This is a genomic window from Sphingomonas lacusdianchii, assembly GCF_022664395.1.
Lineage (GTDB): Bacteria > Pseudomonadota > Alphaproteobacteria > Sphingomonadales > Sphingomonadaceae > Sphingomonas > Sphingomonas lacusdianchii.
The window spans coordinates 15,837-30,608 of sequence record NZ_JAKRET010000010.1; the positions used below are offsets into that span (position 1 = coordinate 15,837).

Here is a 14,772-nt window from a genome sequence, read left to right on the forward strand (position 1 = left end):
GCATCACCAGTGAAACGGGGAACCCATGCCGACCATCACCCGCCGCGCCGCCATCACCGGCCTTGCCGCCGTTGCCGGATCGGCCACCCTGCCCGCCCAGCCGAGATCGACCGGCGTGCTGCGCATCGCCTCGACCTGGGACTTCGGCGCCGCCGCCAACGATGCCGCCGTCGTCCGCTTCAGAAGCGGCGGCAGCCTGATCGACGCGCTGGAGGCGGGGGCGAAAGTGCCCGAGGCCGACCTGGCCAACCATTCGGTCGGCAGGGGCGGCTATCCCGATCGCGACGGGCGGGTGACGCTCGATGCGGTCATCATGGACGACAAGGGGCATGTCGGCGCGGTCGCGGCGATGGAGGACATCGCCCACCCGATCTCGGTCGCGCGCGCGGTGATGGAGCGCACGCCGCACACCTTCCTGGTCGGCGATGGGGCACGGCAATTCGCGCTGGCCAACGGCTTCACCGCGGAAAAACTGCTCACGCCGGAGGCCGAGGCCGAATGGCGCAAATGGCTCAAGACGTCGAAATATGCGCCGGTCGCCAATAGCGAGAATGGCCGCGCGCCGCTGGGCGGGCCGCTCGACCATGACACGATCGGCATGATCGCGCGTGCACCGAACGGGGAGTTGGCCGGCGCGTGCACCACGTCGGGCATGGCGTTCAAGCTGCACGGGCGGGTCGGTGATTCGCCGCAGGTCGGCAGCGGCCTGTTCGTCGAGGCCGGGGTCGGTGCCGCCACCGCGACGGGGCTGGGCGAGGAGGTGACCCGCATCGCCGGCACCGCCCGCGTCGTATCGTCGCTGCGTGCCGGCATGACGCCGATGGCGGCGTGTCGCGAGGCGGTGGAGCATATCGCGAAGCTGCGCGGATCGGCGCTGGACGGGGTGCAGGTCGGCTTCCTCGCAATGGACCGGAACGGACAGGTCGGCGCCTTCGCGATACTGCCGGGCTTCACCTATGCCGTCACCGGCGACGATGGGCGCAGTACGGTGCTGCAATCGGCCAGCCTGCGCAGCGCCTGACAAGAGAATGGCTCCGTCACCGCATCGGTGACGGAGCCATTCGCTTCCCCTTGCGGAAGCGGATCAGAATTTCAGGCCGACGCCCGCGACGACGTTGCGACCGAGCAGGTCGTAGCGGAACACGGTATTGGTCCGCAACAGCCCCAGCACGTTGCGTGAATTGGGAACCAGCGGCGGATCGGTATCGAACACGTTGTTGACCGACAGCCGCAGCGTCATGCGCTTGGCAATATCGAACGCCAGCGAGACGTCGATATAATCATAGGCGTCGATGCCGGTATAGGTGGTGCGCCGGTCGGCGGCGGTGAACGGAATGCCCGTCCCCTCCGGATCGCGGACATTATAGGTGATCGTGGTCGGGCTGACATGCCGCCAGTTGATCCAAGCGCTGAACACATTGTCGGGGGCGGTCCAGGTCGCGCTCATATTGTGCGCCCAGCGCGGCAGGCTTTCGCCGCAGAACGGACCATAATAGCCGACGCAGTTGCCATCGACGGATTCCGGCGTCGCCTGTCCGCCGACCTTCGTCGTCAACGACCCGTTGAACGCGAGGTCGATCCGGCCCGCCGAGCCGAGGCCACGGCCATATTGTCCCTGGAAATCCCAGCTCCTGAAGTTCGACTTGTACCCGTTGGTCAGGCCCTGCGCGAAATAGCCGGCGGTCGGATTACCGCTCGTCGGGCTGGACAGGGTGAAGGTGCCCGGATTGCGTACGACGCCGCGGCAATAATATTCGGTGCGGAACGTCAAGCAGCCGGTCAAGAAGTCGTTGGCCGCGGAATAGTTGATCGCGTCGTTCAGATTGACGACGATCCGGTCGACCGACACGGTCAGACCCGGCACGAACCGCGGACGCAGCACGACGCCGAACGTCTTGGTATAGGCGGTTTCGGGCGTCAGATTGAACCCGCCGTTGCGGATCGTGCAGAAACCGTCCGGGCAATCCAGGGTCTCGCTGCCGTACAGATTGTCGGGCAGCCCCGTCGCACGGCACTGTTCGATCGTCGCGGTCGGCGCGAAGAACGGCTGGTTGGTGCCGGTGGCCGGTTTGCCCGGATCATAGTTGGGATTGCGGACCGTCGCACATGGATCGTTGCGCGAACCCTCGGTCGTGTAGCCGATGTTGGCGGCGGACGCGGCCTGGGTTACGCTCGGTGCGCGCTGCGCCTTGTTGAACGCGGTGCGGAAGCTGATGTCGGGAATCGGCGACCAGATACCCTCCAGCTTCCATGTGTTGAAGTTGCCCTGCAGGCGGTTGTACTTCGATACACGATAGCCCGCGTTGAACTGCAGCAGATCGGTCCACGCCTGATTCTCGATCAGGGGCGCCTGCAACTCGGCGTTCACCTCGACAATATTCTGGGTGAAGCGCTGGTTGTCGCCGCCGAAGACTTCGCGATACGCGGCGTTGGCGGTATTGGTCTGCTTCTCGGCCCGGAACTCGCCGCCAAAGGCAACCGCAATTCCCTGATCCGCCAGCGGCGAAGTCAAACCGTATTTACCGAGGTCGGCGCTCAACGTCGCCAGCGCCTGCCACATCTGCGGGCTGCCGGTCGTCGACGTGTTCGAGTAATTGTACTGACCCGGCCCAAAGAAATAGGCGTTCGCTGCAGGATCGCTATTGTACGGGACGAAGGCATTGAACGGTACGCAGTTCGGATCCTCGCCATTGATTGCCGAACGGCAGGTCGGGCGACCGTTGACCAGCGTCACGTCGAGGGACCGATTGACCCGGTCATAGTCGGGATAGGCCAGACCGAAGCTGGTGGAATTGAGCCGCGACAGCACGCCGGCGACGTCGTAGTTCCAGACCCCGTCCAGCACCTGCCCGCGCAGGCCCGCGGTGACCCGAAAGCCCTTGTTGATGAAGACCGCGTCGACGGGCGGCGCTCCGTCGAAGCGGTAGCGCAGATCGATTGGAACATAGGTGCTCGTGCCCGCAGCGCTACCGCACAGCGTCTGCGCCTGCGACGCCGACAGGAACGGGTTGTTGCAAGGCAAAGAGTAAGGCGAGCTGCCGAAAGCACCGAAGTTCAACGTCCGGTTGAGCTGCGGATTGCGCGACTTGTCGCGATAGAACAGCGCCGACGAATATAGTTCGATATCGCTGGAAATCCGCGCGGTCAGGAAGCCGCCGGTGTTGATCCGGTTGAACTCGCGCTGCCAGCTCTGGCCGTCGAACGGGTTGGCCGCAGTATTGGGGCCGGAATTGATCGGCACGAACGTCCCGTTGTTCAGCGGGTTGTTGACCAACTGCCGGCCGCGATTGGCGCCGGACTGCGGAATGATCGTACCGTTCGGCGTGAAGCTGGCGACGCTGCACACCAGCGGACCGTCCCTGGTCGGCTGTGTCACCTCGCATGCCGAATAGGAACGGTCGGCGGTGCGAATCAGCGTCGAATCGCGATAGTTGACGAAGCCGGTGATGTTCACCGCACCATCGAACAGGTTCTTGCCGAACGACGCCGTCACGTTCAGGCGGCGACCGTCATTGGCCATGCCCGTCCGCGCCGGGAAGAAGGCGCGACCAGCCGCCTCGGTCACCGCGTTCGGGCGATTGTCGTGATTGTAGAAGCTGTAATTGGCGTCGAGACGGACGCCGTCGAAATTCTTCTTCAGAATGAAATTGACGACACCCGACACCGCGTCCGACCCATAGACCGACGATGCGCCGCCGCTCAGGATGTCGATACGTTCGACCAGCGCGGTGGGGATGATGCTGGTGTCCATCTGGTTGACGAGGCCGAGGCGAAGGCCGTCGACAAGGGTCAGCGTGCGTTCGAAGCCAAGGCTGCGCAACTTGATGCGCTGTGCACCGCTTGAATCGGCGTAATTTTGTTCCGCGTTCGGCTGGATCTGCGGCAGGCGGTTCAGCACCTCCTCGATCGTCGTCGCACCCTGCGCAGCGATTTCCGCCGACGTGGTCGACACGATCGGCGCTGCCGACTTGTTGTTCGGGCGCACGATGCGCGTGCCGGTGACCGTGATCGTCTGGTCATCGTCGGCATCGGTCGTCGCTGTCTTGGGCAGCGGTTCGACGGGTACGCTCTGCGCGTGCGCAGCGCCGGTCAGCACCGTCGCCAGGCATGATGTCGCGAGCAGCTTCTTGATCGATTGCATGGTTCCCCCTTTTCGGCGTCCCGTCGCGCGGGTTGTTTCACCGGTGCAACAAGTGTTCCGCCGGCGAGAGGGGGAATCAATATTTTTTGATACTTTCTTCGGTATCCTATCCCAATTCGGGGGTGCCGTTGCACTTGGGCAACACACCCCAGAAGCAATTCGATCGTCTACACGAGGAGATGCACCACCGTCGGGGCAACCTGCGCCGCGGCGCGGATATCCGGCAGCGATCCGAGGTCGATCGCGGCCGGTTGCCGCAATTCGACCCGGATCCGTCCTGCAAGGGGTTCGGTGCGGGCGATCGTCCCCGCCCCGCCCAGAGCTTCGATCAGGGCTGCCGACAACACGGGCGCTGCAGCGTCCGTTGCCGTTTCGGGAACCGCGACCGGCGCAGCGGCCGGACCGCCCGTCCCTGCTTCCCGGATTTCCTCTGCGACCTGATCGGCGATCGGGCCGACCACGACCTGTACCGCGCGTGCCGAGGGACGCAGTACGCCCATCGCGCCCAGCGCCTTCAGCGCCGCTTCGTCGACCAGCGCCTGATCGACGACGACCAGCCGCAGCCGGGTGGTGCAGGCCCCGATGCTGGCGAGGTTGCCGCTGCCGCCCAGCGCCGCGAGGAACGCCCGCCCCCGCTCGCCGCCGCCGGTTGCCGGGGCGCCGGTCAGCGACGGCGCGCTGGCGTCGCGGCCCGGCGTCTTGAGGTCGAAACGCAGGATGAAGAAGCGGAACACCCCGTAATAGAGCGCGAAATAAAGGGCACCGACCGGCAGCAGCAGCAGCGGCTTCGTCGCCTTTCCATAGTTCAGCACATAGTCGAACAGGCCCGCCGAAAAGCCGAAGCCGAGCTTCACCCCCAGCCAGTCCATCAGCGCCATCGACAGGCCGGTCAGCACCGCATGGATCGCGTAGAGCACGGGGGCAAGGAACATGAACGAGAATTCGATCGGCTCGGTCACCCCGGTCAGGAAGCTGGTCAGCGCGAGGCTGAGCAACATGCCGCCCACGGCCTTGCGCCGGTCGGGCAATGCCGAGCGGTACATGGCAAGGCATGCGGCGGGCAGGCCGAACATCATCACCGGGAAGTAACCGGCCATGAACGCCCCCGCCGTGGGATCGCCGGCAAAGAAGCGGCGCAGGTCGCCGGTCGTCCCCTCGAAATCGCCGAGCACGAACCACGCGACGTTGTTGAGGATATGGTGCAGCCCGGTCACCAGGAGCAGCCGGTTGAGCAGGCCGAAGCCGAACAGGCCGAAGCTGCCCGATGCCACCAGCCCGCGGCTGAGCAGGTCGAGCGCGGTGGTGATGCCGCCGAAGCTCAGGCCCACCACGACCGCAATGGCGATGCCGGCCACGCCGCTGACGATCGGCACGAAGCGCCGTCCGCCGAAGAAGGCGAGATATTCCGGCACCTTGATCGTCGCATAGCGGTTATAGGCATGGCCGCCGATCAGCCCGGCGACGATGCCGATCGGCACGTCGAGCTTGGCGAACGCCTTTGCCTTCCACGCCGCCGACAGGGTCGCCGCGACGTCCGAGGCAAAGCCTTGCGTCACCTCGCCCGGGACGGTCAGGAACACCGGCCCGCCATTCTTGACGACCAGATAGCAGACGACGCCCGCAAGGCACGCCGCGCCATTGCCGTCGCGGGCGATGCCGCAGGCGACGCCGATCGCGAAGAGCAGGCCGAGATTGTTGAACAGCGCATCGCCCGCCGCCGCCAGCAGGCCGATGTCGAGCAGGTCGGGCTGGCCCAGCCGCAGCAACAGCCCCGCCACCGGCAGGACCGCGATCGGCAGCATGAGCGCGCGGCCGATCGGCTGCAGCGTTTCGACGACCGACTTCATGCACCCAGCTCCTGCAAAAATTCGCGAACCATGGTCCGCACCTCGGCGGGCGATGCCGCCGCGAGTGCGCGTACCGCCAGCAGGCGGCAGCGATGGGTATCGAGCCGCCGGACCAGCGCCTTCAATTCGGGCACGAAGCGCGGCGACGCCGACAATTCGGTGATGCCCAGCCCGACCAGCAGCGGGATCGCCAGCCGGTCCGACGCGAGGCCACCGCACACCCCGACCCAGCGACGATGCCGTCCGGCCCCCTCGGTCGTATGCGCGATCAGTTGCAGCACCGCCGGGTGCAGCCCGTCGATGCCGGGCGCCACCGCCGGATTGCCGCGATCCATCGCCAGCGCATATTGCGTCAGGTCGTTGGTGCCGATCGACAGGAAATCGGCATGCGCCGCCAGCGTCGCGGCGGTGACCGCGGCGGCGGGGGTTTCGACCATGATGCCGATCTCGACGCGTTCGGTAATGCCGAGGTCGGCGCGCAACCGGTCGACGACCGCGCGGACGGCGGCAATCTCGGCGACGCTCGCCACCATCGGGATCATGATCCGGCATTGCCCGACCGGCTGCACCGACAATATGCCGCGCAGTTGGGTTTCGAGAATGTCGGGCATGGCCAGCGCGACACGAATGCCGCGCAGCCCCAGCGCCGGATTTTCCTCGGGCGCGATCGGCAGATAGGGGGCGGGCTTGTCGCCACCGATATCGAGCAGCCGCACGATCAGTGGCCGCCCGTCGAGTTCGGCGGCGATCGCGCCGTACAGCGCGGCCTGTTCGGCGGCATCGGGCGCGCTGTCACGGTCGAGGAACAGGAATTCGGTGCGCAGCAGCCCCGATCCTTCGGCGCCATTGGCCATCGCCGCCTTCGCATCCTCGATCGAGCCGAGATTGGCGAACGCCTCGATCCGCACGCCGTCGAGCGTCACACAGGCCTCGCCGGAGCGGGCAAGCGCGGCATCGCGGTCGGCAATGCGGCGATCGGCATGGGCGCGCGCCTCGGCGAGCTTTGCCGCATTGGGATCGACGTGCAGCACGCCACCATCGGCGTCGAGGATCAGCGTCGCGCCATCCGTCACGTCGTTCAGCGGCGCGCCGATCGCGACCAGCGCCGGCAGCCCCATCGTCGCCGCGAGGATCGCGACGTGCGAGGTCGGCCCGCCACGCTCGACCGCAAGGCCGATGACGGCGGCGGGATCGATCGCCATCACCTGCGACGGCAGCAGATCGTCGGCGAGCAGGATGGTGCCCGCGGGGAACGTCATCGCCTCCGCGACCGTGCCGGTCAGTTCGCCCAGCACCTGCCGTTCGAGGTCGAGCAGATCGTCGGCGCGCTCGGCCAGCCGCGCGTCGCCAAGGCCCCGCAGCGTCGCCGCCTGCGCCCGCGTCGCCGTGCGCCATGCATGGCCGGCATCGCGGCCATCGGCGATGGCGACATTCGCGGCGTCGCGCAGATCGGGGTCGTCAAGGAACGCGATATGCGCGGCGCGGATCGCCGCCCCTTCCCCGGTCGTCGCCGCCAGCTTCTCACGCACCGCCGACAGTGCCGAATCGAGCCGGGCGGTCTCGATCGCGGCGCCCTGCCCGTCGACCGGCACCTCGATCTCGGCAACGCGCAGCCAGCGGGCGGTGCCGATCGTATAGCCCGGCGCCGCCAGCGTGCCCGCCAACTGCCCCTCGGGCAGCGTGGCGGCGGGCGGCGGCGGCGGCGCGACCACCGGTTCGACCGCCGCCCGTTCGGCGCGCTCGCCCATCCCGCCCTCGATCAGCGTCGCCAGCGCGGCGACCGCTTCGGCGGCGTCGGGGCCGCTGGCGATCACGTCGACCGTGTCGCCGAACCGCACGCCCAGCCCGAGCAGACCGACCGCGCCGGTGGCACGCGCCTCGCTGCCGTCCTTGGCCAGCCAGCTCGTTGCGAGAAAGCCGCGCGCAATCTCGCCGATCTTCGCGGCCGGGCGCGCGTGCAGGCCGTGGGCCATCGGCACCTGCACCTGCCGCACGATGCGCCCGCCCTCTTCCGTCATCGTGGCCGGCGCGCTCGCCGCGACCGGCTCGACCGTCAACAGCAGCTGCCCGATACCGACCACCCGGTCGGTCTCGCGCCGGACGATGCGATACGCATCGGCATTGGTGACGATCAGCGGCGTCATCAGCGACGGCGCGCCCCGCACCAGCGCATCAAGGTCGAAATCGATCAGCGGCTGGCCGCGCTCGACCCGGTCGCCGACGGCAACGCGCGCGGAGAAATCCTTGCCGCCCAGTTGCACCGTGTCGATGCCGATATGCATCAGCAGCTCGACCCCGCCCTCGCCGCGCAGGGTGATGGCATGGCCACCCGCATGCAGCGTCAGCACCTCTCCGTCACAGGGGGCGTGCAGCGTACCGCCGGTCGGGTCGATCGCGACGCCGTCCCCCAGCATCCGCCCGGCGAACACCGCGTCGGGCACGTCGTCGAGCGCGCTAGCCCAGCCTTGCAACGGTGCGGTGAGCAGGATGGCGGTCATGATCGGCCCCTTCGTGCGCACGTCCGCCCCCCGGCGACCCGCGCGGATGCTGTTGTTCGTCGCGGCGCACCGGGGTCAGACGATGCGGTTGCCCGCGATCCACGTGCCGCGCACCGTCAGGTCGCGGTCGAGCCAGACGAAATCGGCGCTGTGCCCGATATCGAGGCTGCCAATCCGGTGCGACAGGCGCAGGAACGCGGCGGGATGGGTCGATGCCATCGCCACCGCATCCTCGAACGCGACCCCCAGTTCGACCGTGTTGGCCACCGCCGTCGCCATGTCGAGATCACAGCCGGCGAGCGTACCATTGGCATCGACGCACACGCCGTTCTCGACATGGATCGGCTGGCCGTTGAGCACGAAGGTCTTGCTCTCGGCGCCCACGGTCGGCATCGCGTCGGTCACCAGCATGAACCGGTCGAGCGGGCGCGCCGCCAGCGCCACGCGGATCGCCGCCGGGTGCAGATGCGCGCCGTCGACGATCAGCCCGGCATAGACCGACTGGTCCTCCAGCACCGCGCCGACCACGCCCGGATCGCGATGCTTGAGCGGCGACATGGCATTGTACAGATGCGTCACGCCCCGCGCGCCGGCATCGATCGCCGCGCGCGCCTGTTCATAGGTCGCATCGCTATGACCGATGCTGACGATCACCCCCGCCGCGACCAGCCGTTCGATCGCGGCGGTATCGTTGCGTTCGGGGGCGAGCGTCACCATCACCACGCCCTTGCGCGGGCGGGTCAGCAGCGCGATCGCCGCATCGTCCAGCGCGCGGAAATGGTTCGCGTCGTGGATGCCCTTGCGCAGTGGATTGAGGAACGGTCCCTCGACATGGATGCCGACCACGCCCGGCACGCCCGCTTCGATCGCGGCATCGACCGCGTCGAGGCCAGCGGCGACCACGTCCAGCCGGTCGCTGATGAGCGTCGGCAGGAAGGCGGTGGTGCCATAGGTCGCGTGCGCCGCGCCGATCGCGCGGATGCCCTCGACGGTCGGATGATCGTTGAACAACACCCCGCCGCCGCCATTGACCTGCGTGTCGACGAAGCCCGGGATCAGCCAGCCGCCGTCGAGGTCGATCGTCTCGGCATCGCCCACGGCATGGAAGCCGGCGATGACGCCGCCCTCGACCTCGAACGCGCAGCTGTCGTGCTGGCACTGATCGGCGAGCACGCGCCCGCCGCGGAAGACGAAGCTGCTCATCGCGTTTCGGTGACCTTGCGCAGATGGGGCGGCTGGTCGGGGTTCAGCCCCCGGCGCAGCGACACCGTGTTGACCATGCGGTAGAAGCTCTGGATCATCAGGATCGGTTCGATCGCGGCATGGCTGCGGATCGTCGGCGGATGGCTGTCGTCATCGGACGCATCGGCCAGATGCACTGCCGCACCACGCGACGCGAACTCGGCCGCCGCCGCGCGAACGTCGTCGCCGGCATCGTCCGACGTCGCGAACCCCAGCAGCGGAAAGCCGTCGTTGATGATCGCCATCGGCCCGTGGCGGACCTCGGCGCTGCTGAACGCCTCGGCATGCAGCGCCGAGGTTTCCTTCATCTTCAGCGCCGCTTCCTGCGCGACGCCGAAGCTGTAGCCTCGCCCGATCACGAACAGGTTGCGCGCCTCGACCAGCGTGTCGGCGACCGCCGTCCAGTCGAGCGCGAACGCCGCCTCCAGCTGCTGCGGCAGCGTGTCGAGCGCCGCCAGCAACGCCGCATCCTCGCTCCAATGCGCGGCGATCGCGGCAAGGCCGGTCAGCGAGGCGATGAACGACTTGGTCGCCGCGACCGAGGTTTCCGGCCCCGCCGACAGCGGCAGCACGGTATCGGCCAGACCCGCCAGCGGCGAATCCTCGACATTGACCAGCGCGACCACGCGCGCGCCCGCCGCCTTGTAGCTTTCGACGGTGCGCAGCAGGTCGGGGCTGCGGCCCGATTGCGACACCGCGATTACCAGCGCGTTCATCCGCTCCATCCGCGTCGCATAGACCGACGCGACCGACGGCGCGGCGCTGGCGACGGGCACGCCGCACAGCGTCTCGACCAGATATTTGCCATAGGTCGCGGCATGGTCCGACGACCCGCGCGCACAGGTGACGACCAGCGCCGGCGGATCGGCACGCAGCGATGCGCCCAGTTCGGCCAGCGCCTGCGCATTGCGCGACAGGAATCGGGCGACCGACGCGCCGCCCTCCCCTGCTTCGCGGTGCATGGCGGTATGCTCGGCAACGACCGGCTTTGGCCCGGCTTCGACGGTGGACGTCATGAACCCCCTCTTGGTGCCGGCCCCCGCCGGATCAGCTTGCGTTGAGTTCGGCGACCACGTCGTACGCGTCGCCACGATAATAGGATTGGGTGAATTCGACCGTGTCGCCATCGGCCAGGAAGCCGCGGCGTTCGATGAACAGCCCGGCATGGCCGGTCTCGACGCCCAGCCGCTTGGCCTGTTCGGCCGGAAACGCCATCGCGCGCAGCCGCTGCAACGCGCGCACCGGCCGCGATCCCGCCGCCTCCAGCGCGGCATAGAGCGAGTCGCCGACCGCATCGACGCTGGGCAGGCAATTGCCGGCGATGGTCGCATATTCGACCGCCATCGGCACATCGTCGGCATAGCGCATCCGCTGGAACCGATAGACCGGCGCACCGGGCGACAGCCCCAGCGACATCGATTCCTCGGGCGTCACCAGCCCGGTCGATTTCGACACCCATGCGCTGCTCGGCACCCGGCCGCGCGCGACCATGTCCTCCGAAAAGGACGACAGTTTCGAAAAACTCTTGTCGACCCGCGCCGCGACGAAAGTGCCCGCGCCGCGACGGCGCACGACCAGCCCTTCCTTGGCCAGCCCCTCGATCGCCTTGCGCACGGTGATGCGCGACACGTCATATTCGATCGCCAGTTCGCGCTCGGGCGGGATCGCATCATCCTGTTGCAGGACCTTCCGCTCGATCGCGGTGCGTACCAGTTGCTGCAACTGGACATAGAGCGGTGCGTGCGCGTCGTCGCGCAACCGACCGATCCTCTCTGAAAAACCCATGACTACGCCCTTCGAACCTCTCGAACGGTCAACGTAAAGGGCGATGGGAACGATCACAATCGCCGTGATAGGTATGTTTTTGGTACTACGCAACCCCATTTAGTTTGCACGAAAGGCTGCCCGGAACGGCCTTCCCGCCTGCCAGCCGGCGCATTGGCATCATCGCCGGGTCGATCCGCAGTTGGCCTCGCAGGCCGGACCGCGTTAACCGGGCAACTTCATTCCCTGTAATTATATTACAGCAAACGGCAAAACGGGGGCCATTTTCAGCTAAGCACAGGCTCGCTGAAGACGGATTTTCTCACCAGTACATCTGTTTTTCATTTTTATGTAGATTTTATGATTGGAATTGGTCACATTGCATTCGACCAAAACGAGCTTGCATGGTGCCAATATAGTACCAGAGCACGACGCACGTCGTCTTTGCCCGTCGCGGCCAATCGGGGAGGGCGCATATCGCGCCCGATTAGAAGGGGTAGGGGACCATGGCTTTTTCGCGTTTCGCATATCTAGCCTCCACCGCGCTGGTCGCAGTGGCGACTCCGGCACTGGCACAGGAAGCGCCCGCGCCGGCCGGCACGACGGCTGAAGACGACACCATCACCATCACCGGCATCCGCCGGTCGATCGCCGACTCGATCCAGACCAAGCGCGAAGCGGGTTCGATCGTCGACGTCATCTCGGCCGAAGACGTCGGCAAGTTCCCCGACGCGAACGTCGCCGATTCGCTGGCGCGCCTGCCCGGCGTCACCGTCGATCGCCAGTTCGGCGAAGGCGAGCAGCTCTCGATCGCGGGCGTCGAGCCGGCGCTCAACCGCCTGACCGTCGATGGCCACTCGGTCGCCTCGGCCGACTGGGGCGGCAACCCGTCCGACCGTTCGAGCCGCACCTTCAACTATTCGCTGCTGTCGCCGACGATCATCAGCCAGGCGGTCGTCTACAAGACCCCGGAAGCACGTCTGCAGGAAGGCGCGATCGGCGCCAGCGTCGACGTCGTCACCCGCAAGCCGCTCGACCTGAAGTCGGGCACGATCGCCGCGACCGCCGGCGGCGAATATAACGACCGGGCGAAGCGCGGCAGCTTCCGCGGTTCGGCGCTGTACAGCTGGCACAATGCCGACGACACGATCGGCTTCCTAGGTTCGGTCAGCTACGACAAGGAACAGCTGAGCCGCGCCGGTTCGGCGGTCTATTGGTATCGCACCGGCGACGCGCTGCTCGCCAACGCGCCGACCACCGCGACGATCAACGGCAAGAACATCACGGCGCTGACCGCTGCCGAGCGTTCGAGCTTCAGCAGCGCGCGCTTCGCCTCGTTCCTTGCGCGCGAATTCTTCAAGCAGGAGCGTGAGCGCATCGGTTTCTCGGGTGCGGTGCAGGCGCGTCCGACCGACAACCTGACCGTGACCGCCACCGGCCTGTTCATCCGCGGCAATTACGACAACGTGTCGAACTCGGCCTATACCTATGGCTTTGAAGGATCGCGGCTGATCTCGGCGGAATCGTCCAACGGCATCGTCACCTCGGCGACCTTTGGCGGCATCCCGACCGGCCAGACCGGCGCGACCGGCCAGCTCGACACCAATTATCGCCGTACCCGCCTGAAGAACGACTCGGTCACCTTGCTCGTCGACTGGAAGCCGGGCGACTGGGAAATCACCGGCAATGTCGGCGGCACCAAGGCCACCGGCGGCAAGGACCCGGAATATCTGCTCGACTTCCGGACGCAGCAGGGCTTCACCGCCGGCGCGAACGGCCAGGACACCGTCGTCAACTGGGCGAAGCCGGCCAGCGACCCGACGATGTGGCTGAGCAACTTCACCGCATCGGGCGGCAGCAATCTGGGTGCGCAGGATCTGGCCCGCAACGGCGGCGTACAGTTCTTCGGCCGTCAGATCGGCGGTATCCCGCTGCAGTCGGGCTTCACGCTCGATCAGGAAAAGTTCGCCGAAGTGAACTTCAAGCACCCGGTGAACTTCGGTCCGGTGACCGAAATCCTGTTCGGCGGCCGCTATGTCGATCACGACAACAAGCAGACGACCTACAGCAACGCGGTGTTCACCAACCAGAACTTCACGCTGGCCGACCTGCCCTACTACGTCCTGCCGGGCGGCCTGTATAACGGCCTCGGCGTGTCGGGGAACGGCGCTCCCTATGCCACGCTCGACCGCGACGGCATCATCGCCAGCCTTGCCAAGTACGGCAACAAGCAGATCGATCGCGGCTTCTCGTTCAACGAATTCTTTGGCGTGAACGAAAAGATCGCGGCCGCCTATGCCCAGGCGAATTTTGAAACCGGCAAGTTCCGCGGCAACGTCGGCGTCCGCTTTGCTCACACCAGCGACGAAGCGAAGTTCTACACCGCCAGCAACCGTTCGGGGCAGACCTTCCCGATCTATACCTAAACGCCGGTCAAGAACGACTATAACCGCCTGCTGCCGTCGGCCAACGTGATCTATCAGGCGGGCGAGGACGTCGTGCTGCGCGCATCGGCGGCGAAGGTGCTGGCCCGTCAGCGCTACAGCGACCTCGCCGGTTCGCTGTCGCTCGACGACAACCAGCTGAGCGGCAGCGGCGGCAACCCGGCGCTCAAGCCGTACGAAGCCACCAACTACGGGCTGTCGGCGGAATGGTATTTTGCCCCGGCCAGCTTCCTCGCGGCCGAATTCTTCTACCGCGACATTTCGAACTACACCGTCAATCAGGTGAACAACGAGACGCAGTTCAACGTCCTGCTCGCCCGCGATGCGACCTATGCCGTGTCGCGGCCGGTCAATGGCGGTACCGCGCAGGTCACCGGCTTCTCGCTGTCGGGCAACACCAACCTGATCTGGGGCTTCGGCTTCCAGGGCAGCTACACCTTCGCCGATGCCGAAGCGTCGCTGGCGACCGGCCTGCCGTACCTGTCGCGTCACACGCTCCAGCTCTCGCCCTATTACGAGAACGGCCCGTTCCAGGCGCGGGTCAGCTACAACCGTCGTTCGAAGTATTTCTACCGCTTCGGCCGTCAGTCGTCGCAGGATTACACCGACGCCTATCGCCAGCTCGACGCGCAGATCAGCTATCAGCTGACCGAAGGCGTTTCGATCACGGCACAGGCTTCGAACCTGCTCGACGAAACCTATTACCAGTATAGCAGCACGCCGAACGCGCCGACCTCGGTGTACAAGAACGGCCGTGTCTTCTCGCTCAACGCCACCTTCCGCATGTAAGGGGCTAGGCGATACGGGGGGTGCGGCCCGCGCTCCCCGCTTCGTCA

Annotated in this window: 8 protein-coding genes and 1 pseudogene; 3 read left to right on the forward strand and 6 right to left on the reverse strand. The window is 66.6% G+C overall.

The window, feature by feature from the left end; genetic code table 11:
- Positions 1–25: 25 nt before the first annotated feature.
- Positions 26–1,021, forward strand: a complete 996-nt coding sequence (locus MF607_RS13965) for a glycosylasparaginase (RefSeq protein WP_242119832.1) — start codon at positions 26–28, stop codon at positions 1,019–1,021.
- A gap of 63 nt (positions 1,022–1,084) precedes the next feature.
- Here the strand turns inward: MF607_RS13965 and MF607_RS13970 are convergent, their stop codons facing one another.
- From MF607_RS13970 to MF607_RS13995, 6 genes are all read right to left on the reverse strand, one after another.
- Positions 1,085–4,141: a TonB-dependent receptor domain-containing protein gene (locus MF607_RS13970; protein WP_242119833.1), complete on the reverse strand. Its 3,057-nt coding sequence runs from the start codon at positions 4,139–4,141 to the stop codon at positions 1,085–1,087.
- Between the two features lie 167 nt (positions 4,142–4,308).
- Positions 4,309–5,988: an N-acetylglucosamine-specific PTS transporter subunit IIBC gene (gene nagE / locus MF607_RS13975; protein ID WP_242119835.1), complete on the reverse strand. Its 1,680-nt coding sequence runs from the start codon at positions 5,986–5,988 to the stop codon at positions 4,309–4,311.
- Positions 5,985–8,486 (reverse strand): phosphoenolpyruvate--protein phosphotransferase, encoded by a 2,502-nt coding sequence (gene ptsP / locus MF607_RS13980; protein WP_242119838.1) that lies wholly within the window; start codon positions 8,484–8,486, stop codon positions 5,985–5,987. Before ptsP ends, nagE begins: the two co-directional genes overlap by 4 nt.
- Before the next feature lie 75 nt (positions 8,487–8,561).
- Complete coding sequence (nagA, locus tag MF607_RS13985) at positions 8,562–9,689, reverse strand: N-acetylglucosamine-6-phosphate deacetylase (protein WP_242119840.1); 1,128 nt, start codon at positions 9,687–9,689, stop codon at positions 8,562–8,564.
- Entirely contained in the window at positions 9,686–10,744 is a 1,059-nt protein-coding gene (locus tag MF607_RS13990; RefSeq protein ID WP_431311951.1) for an SIS domain-containing protein, read from the reverse strand. Before MF607_RS13990 ends, nagA begins: the two co-directional genes overlap by 4 nt.
- A 31-nt stretch (positions 10,745–10,775) precedes the next feature.
- A complete protein-coding gene (locus MF607_RS13995; protein ID WP_242119842.1) occupies positions 10,776–11,513 on the reverse strand; it encodes a GntR family transcriptional regulator in 738 nt (245 codons plus the stop codon).
- A 485-nt stretch (positions 11,514–11,998) separates the two neighbouring features.
- Between MF607_RS13995 and MF607_RS14000 the strand changes: the two genes are divergently transcribed.
- Together MF607_RS14000 and MF607_RS14005 are read left to right on the forward strand one after the other, a co-directional pair.
- On the forward strand, positions 11,999–13,918 hold the full coding sequence (locus MF607_RS14000) for a TonB-dependent receptor (protein WP_242119844.1): 1,920 nt from the start codon (positions 11,999–12,001) through the stop codon (positions 13,916–13,918).
- A 21-nt stretch (positions 13,919–13,939) separates the two neighbouring features.
- Positions 13,940–14,725 (forward strand): annotated as a pseudogene (locus MF607_RS14005) (TonB-dependent receptor domain-containing protein); the annotation flags it as partial.
- Between the last annotated feature and the right edge of the window lie 47 nt (positions 14,726–14,772).

What these genes read in the sequence shown, in the direction of transcription:
- MF607_RS13965 (WP_242119832.1), top strand. Translation starts at nt 26, where the DNA reads ATGCCGACCATCACCCGCCGCGCCGCCATCACCGGCCTTGCCGCCGTT.
- MF607_RS13970 (WP_242119833.1), bottom strand. Translation starts at nt 4,141, where the DNA reads ATGCAATCGATCAAGAAGCTGCTCGCGACATCATGCCTGGCGACGGTG.
- nagE (WP_242119835.1), bottom strand. Translation starts at nt 5,988, where the DNA reads ATGAAGTCGGTCGTCGAAACGCTGCAGCCGATCGGCCGCGCGCTCATG.
- ptsP (WP_242119838.1), bottom strand. Translation starts at nt 8,486, where the DNA reads ATGACCGCCATCCTGCTCACCGCACCGTTGCAAGGCTGGGCTAGCGCG.
- nagA (WP_242119840.1), bottom strand. Translation starts at nt 9,689, where the DNA reads ATGAGCAGCTTCGTCTTCCGCGGCGGGCGCGTGCTCGCCGATCAGTGC.
- MF607_RS13990 (WP_431311951.1), bottom strand. Translation starts at nt 10,744, where the DNA reads ATGACGTCCACCGTCGAAGCCGGGCCAAAGCCGGTCGTTGCCGAGCAT.
- MF607_RS13995 (WP_242119842.1), bottom strand. Translation starts at nt 11,513, where the DNA reads ATGGGTTTTTCAGAGAGGATCGGTCGGTTGCGCGACGACGCGCACGCA.
- MF607_RS14000 (WP_242119844.1), top strand. Translation starts at nt 11,999, where the DNA reads ATGGCTTTTTCGCGTTTCGCATATCTAGCCTCCACCGCGCTGGTCGCA.